The sequence below is a fragment of the Polaromonas sp. CG_9.5 genome (assembly GCF_035984465.1).
Classification (GTDB): Bacteria; Pseudomonadota; Gammaproteobacteria; order Burkholderiales; family Burkholderiaceae_C; genus Polaromonas.
Map to the genome: position 1 here is coordinate 1 of NZ_JAXCHR010000054.1, position 3,752 is coordinate 3,752.

3 protein-coding genes are annotated in these 3,752 nt (G+C 53.9%); 1 reads left to right on the forward strand and 2 read right to left on the reverse strand.

The features are described 5' to 3' along the window. The first annotated feature begins 255 nt into the window (after positions 1–255). Complete coding sequence (locus tag RCH06_RS17670; protein ID WP_327082775.1) at positions 256–1,446, forward strand: site-specific integrase; 1,191 nt, start codon at positions 256–258, stop codon at positions 1,444–1,446. A gap of 511 nt (positions 1,447–1,957) precedes the next feature. Here RCH06_RS17670 and RCH06_RS17675 read toward each other — a convergent pair. Beyond that, positions 1,958–2,626, reverse strand: a complete 669-nt coding sequence (locus RCH06_RS17675) for a hypothetical protein (protein WP_327082776.1) — start codon at positions 2,624–2,626, stop codon at positions 1,958–1,960. A 32-nt stretch (positions 2,627–2,658) separates the two neighbouring features. After that, positions 2,659–3,708 carry an AAA family ATPase gene (locus RCH06_RS17680; RefSeq protein WP_327082777.1) on the reverse strand — a complete coding sequence of 350 codons (1,050 nt, stop codon included), beginning with the start codon at positions 3,706–3,708 and terminating at the stop codon, positions 2,659–2,661. Positions 3,709–3,752: the final 44 nt, after the last annotated feature.

Below are 3,752 nucleotides of genomic sequence, written 5' to 3' on the forward strand. Positions count from 1 at the left end.
GCGTGTACTTGGCCCTTGATGTCTTTGTCATTTTCGTTTTCCTTGTCTGAATTGAACCACTCAGCAAGGGATACGTTTTCTGGGGGCAAGGTCAATGTGCACACCTTGGAAGCAAGCGACGACTAAAGTCGGTCGCTTGCTTCCAAGGTGTGTACAGGCGGCACCATCGCATCACGACGGGGCATGAAATGACCCGTGGTGTAGTCGGCTTCGATCTGTTACGGCATCGCAAATGCAATCCAAACGGAAACAAAAATGCAACTTCTCGTCGGTGATAAGCAAGTGATTCATCGGGCCGAGGCAGCCAAACGTTTACTTTCGCAGCAGGCACATCACGCTGCGTCAGCCTCTGAATTGGGCGTGGACGCATTGCTGTCCATGCAATACCCCGGGATCGCTGGCCCCCAGATCGCCAAAGTGCAAGCGTTCGAGATCATCGCCCGGGTTCGGGAGCTAGTCGCCGACTCAAAAATCAAAGCGGATTCAGCAAAGGACTACGAAAAAAAGGCCCAGCACTTGTTGTCCATGATGGATGCAGGCGAGATGCCATGTGAAGTGGAGCGATGGATCAATTCACTTGACGTGTATGCGGGGCAGGCCAATTCTTTCCGTGCGTGCAAAGCAGCTGCATGTTGGTACCTGCGTCAGAAATTGAGGGACTTGTTGAGTCAGCAAGATCGCCATCAGCGTGCCCAAGAGTTTGGGGCGCCTTGGTTGAAATCCGTGGAGCTGATTGCAGAACTGGAGGAGGTCTATGAGGCGGTTTATACCTATACCCGTCAAGTCCCCAAGCCCATTCAAGGATTCAGCCTGCCTGTGGGCGAATCGAAAAAACGCGATCTCAAAGTCATCGCCAAAAAATACCCCAATTGGGTGAGCCTCATGCGGGAGGGCGCAGCCGGTACCAAATACGTTGACGCACAGCGAATTTTGGAGCTGATTGGTTGCCGACCGGAAGAGTTAGAGCAGGGCGTCACGGTGACTCGTAGCGAACCGCAAACCGTTACATTCAAAGTACACGGTGCCAAAGTCACAAAAGCGGCAGGCCAGCCTTGGCGGAAAATATCTGTGCCGATTTCACTGCTGGCAGACGACTGGACCAATCGACTGCATGACCAGAGATCATTTACCGTGAAAATCGACAGTAAAGACGGATTGCGCAAGTCTTTGCAACGCATAAGTAAGCGCGTACTTAAAGGCGTACCGTTTGCGACCGCGTACGTGTACAGACATGCATTTGCAACAATGTTGCGCGATAGCGGACATACCGTAGAAGAAATTGGGGCGTGTATGGGCCATTCTGTGGCGGAGACCCAAAGGCTGTACGGGTTCCGTAAGGGCGGGGGTCGCAAGGTTAAGCCTATGCAAGTCAGCGGCTACAGTGTGGAAGTTCCCCGAGAAGTGCGTCCTTTGAAAAAAAATAAATTGCGGTCAGTCTTGGCGTAAAAAGAAAGCGAGCCAACTGAAAATGAGGTGAAGACATGTTGTCCAAAAGCGCTAGTCCTTCACCAACACAGCGCCGGGATGGGGAGGGTTTGCATTACTTGCAGGTTAAAGACAGTGCATTGCAACTCAGTGCGGGTGGCCGGCGTGTGCCGGCCAGGCTGACGGGCGCCCGTCAGCCCTCATCGCTCGTCCCCAATGATCAACAAGGCAAGAAACTTTGGGTCCCCAGTCGCTCGAGCCATTGAAGTTCTTGAGGAATGGACCGTCAAGGGTGGAAAACAATTTCCAAAACGTGCACATCACCTTGAAAAGGGGAGATCTCAAGTGTCAATTAACACTTGAGGGCTGCCTTTTACGCCTTGCGTCTCCAAATGCACATTGACATGGCCGCCATGCCAGCCAATCTGGCAGCTTTCTAAAACAGACAAAGACCCGGCACTCCCGTTGACACCTTGGGTCGCCACCGTCTGTTCTGTGCTGCGGGTTCCCTGCGTATTGCAGGGCAGACCAACTAGGAACCTTGAGACTGGTCCAGGCATCGCTTCATGGCCGCCAGTGTTTTCAGATGCGCTGTGACCGTGTCCGGGGTGACATAAGTGATTTCTCTGTCATCCGAAACCAATCGCAAACGCCTCACCCGGCCTTCAGGAATCAAAAGCCGAATATTGATCGGCAGGCTATCAACTTCAATGAGTGGCCTGTTCCTGTACGCACTATTTGCGCCGCCATCACTCAACCAGCGCTGCAATTCATTGGCCAAGTCCGTCTGCACATAGCAGCTTGCACACAGCGTTCGGTAACGGCTGTGGCGACAGACGGCACCGTATCCACGCCCGCACACTTCGCAAGTGCAACATGTGCGTTTGCTCAAGCAGTTCAAAATCCCGCGAACGACCTTGTCGACGGGGGCGTAGTAGACCTCAATGTTCAGGGATCCACGGCCGAAGGCAATCTCCGACAACTCGATTCCGTCTCGCTTTGGGCAATCTACCGCCCTCAGGCTACGAAGTGCGTGATCAAAGATGCTCTGCCAGCCAGCCGGAATTTGGTTCCGTGCCGCTGCAAGCTGCCCGATCTGTTCACAGAATTTCGAAGCCGTTCGAGCTGCAAACGGCAGATCTCGCATCGGAATTCGGTCGTCATCGACCAATTCGTTGTTCACAATATTCGCGTGTGCCATGTCTAGCTCCTTGGTGGGTGGGGTGGTAGCGGTTAGAAAAAGCCGATGCGGCGGTCCGCACCAATGTGCAAATCAGTCTTGGCGCGGATGTCTCCGGCCTGAAGGATGCGACGCGATTGCCCTGCGGCTGCTGCAAATCCATTGATCAGCAGACGTCGAATCTCCCTCGGGGTGTAGCCGCTCAAGGCGTTGATGACCTCTTCACCCAGCGTTTCGCCAAAGGCCGGGGCCCAGGCCTCCGAATGACGAATGTCCCGGTAAATACTGGAAACGATTGCACGCAATTGCGAAGCATCGGGAGCAGGGATGTCGAACACTTCAAACCGGCTCAGCAACGGGCTGTCGATCAGTTCTTTGCTGTTGCTGGTGGCGATGTAGCAGATCCACGAAGCGTCGATCGGCAGCAAGGTGCAGTTGTCGGTGAACCGTTCCGCAGATACCGGTTCCAACAAACCAAGAAGATACTGATTTCCCCCATGTCTGGATTCTGAATTTGTTTTCTCGAGCTCATCGAGCAGCCACAGCACGCTGAGGCTGTCGTTTTGCAGTGACTCCCAAATCCGGCCAGGATGGCCAGAGCCGTAGCCGGCATCCAGTCCCGTCATGGTGAAACTGGCGACTGCCGATGACAGGTCAATTTTTTCGAACCGCAGCAAAAGTAGCGCGGCGAGACGCTGGCAGTAGGCGGTTTTACCCACCCCGGCCGGCCCATTCAGAAGGATTGGGGGCAACTTGATGTGCTTGTCCGGTGCTAGGCCGCACAGCAGAAGACGCTGCTGAATCAGCGTGGTCACTGCGCTGAAATTCGGGAAATCTGCATGTAAGGCATCCAGCACTTCTGGCACGGGGGCCTTTGAGACGTTGCGCCAAGGCCCCTTTTTTTCGAGTTTTTTGAGGGATTTCAGTAAGGCCTGTTGGTTGTCGCCCGAAAGGTCTTTCAACCACTGTGTTTTCTCGGCAAGCTCTTCAATCTTGAAGAGCTTGCGCTGACCGGGAAGAGATTGCCAAGCTGGCAACTCTTCGGGTTCTTCGTAAGCGGCTGGCCATGCCATCTTGAGACTGAGAAGAAAGCGGTCAAACATAGTGTCCACGAAACAAACAAGTGGGCACTATGGAAACGAAGAGA